At 64.6% G+C, this 237-nt stretch carries 1 protein-coding gene; it reads right to left on the bottom strand.

Annotated elements, in window-relative coordinates; genetic code table 11:
- A partial coding sequence (locus KVT45_RS55645) for a condensation domain-containing protein (protein WP_217562774.1) occupies positions 1 to 237 on the bottom strand: 237 nt, incomplete at both ends.

Genomic DNA, 237 nt, shown 5'->3' with positions numbered 1-237 from the left:
CTCCTCCTGCATGAACGCACGCCAGCCATCGCCGGCCTCCACCACAAACAGTTCCGGACGGCCTTCGGCACCCTCCCTGATCTCCTGATACGGCACCCCGTCCACATCCGGGAACACCGTCCGCAGACTCTCGTGCCGATCAGCAATGTCCCCCAACGCCGCCTCAAGCGCCCCCACATCAACACTTCCCGTCAAACGCAGGGCAAAGGGAAGGTTGTAGGCCGCAGCGCCCTCGGT

This window comes from Streptomyces sp. GbtcB6 (assembly GCF_019091475.1).
GTDB classification, from domain to species: domain Bacteria; phylum Actinomycetota; class Actinomycetes; order Streptomycetales; family Streptomycetaceae; genus Streptomyces; species Streptomyces hyaluromycini.
This window is presented reverse-complemented; position numbering and strand designations above follow the sequence as displayed.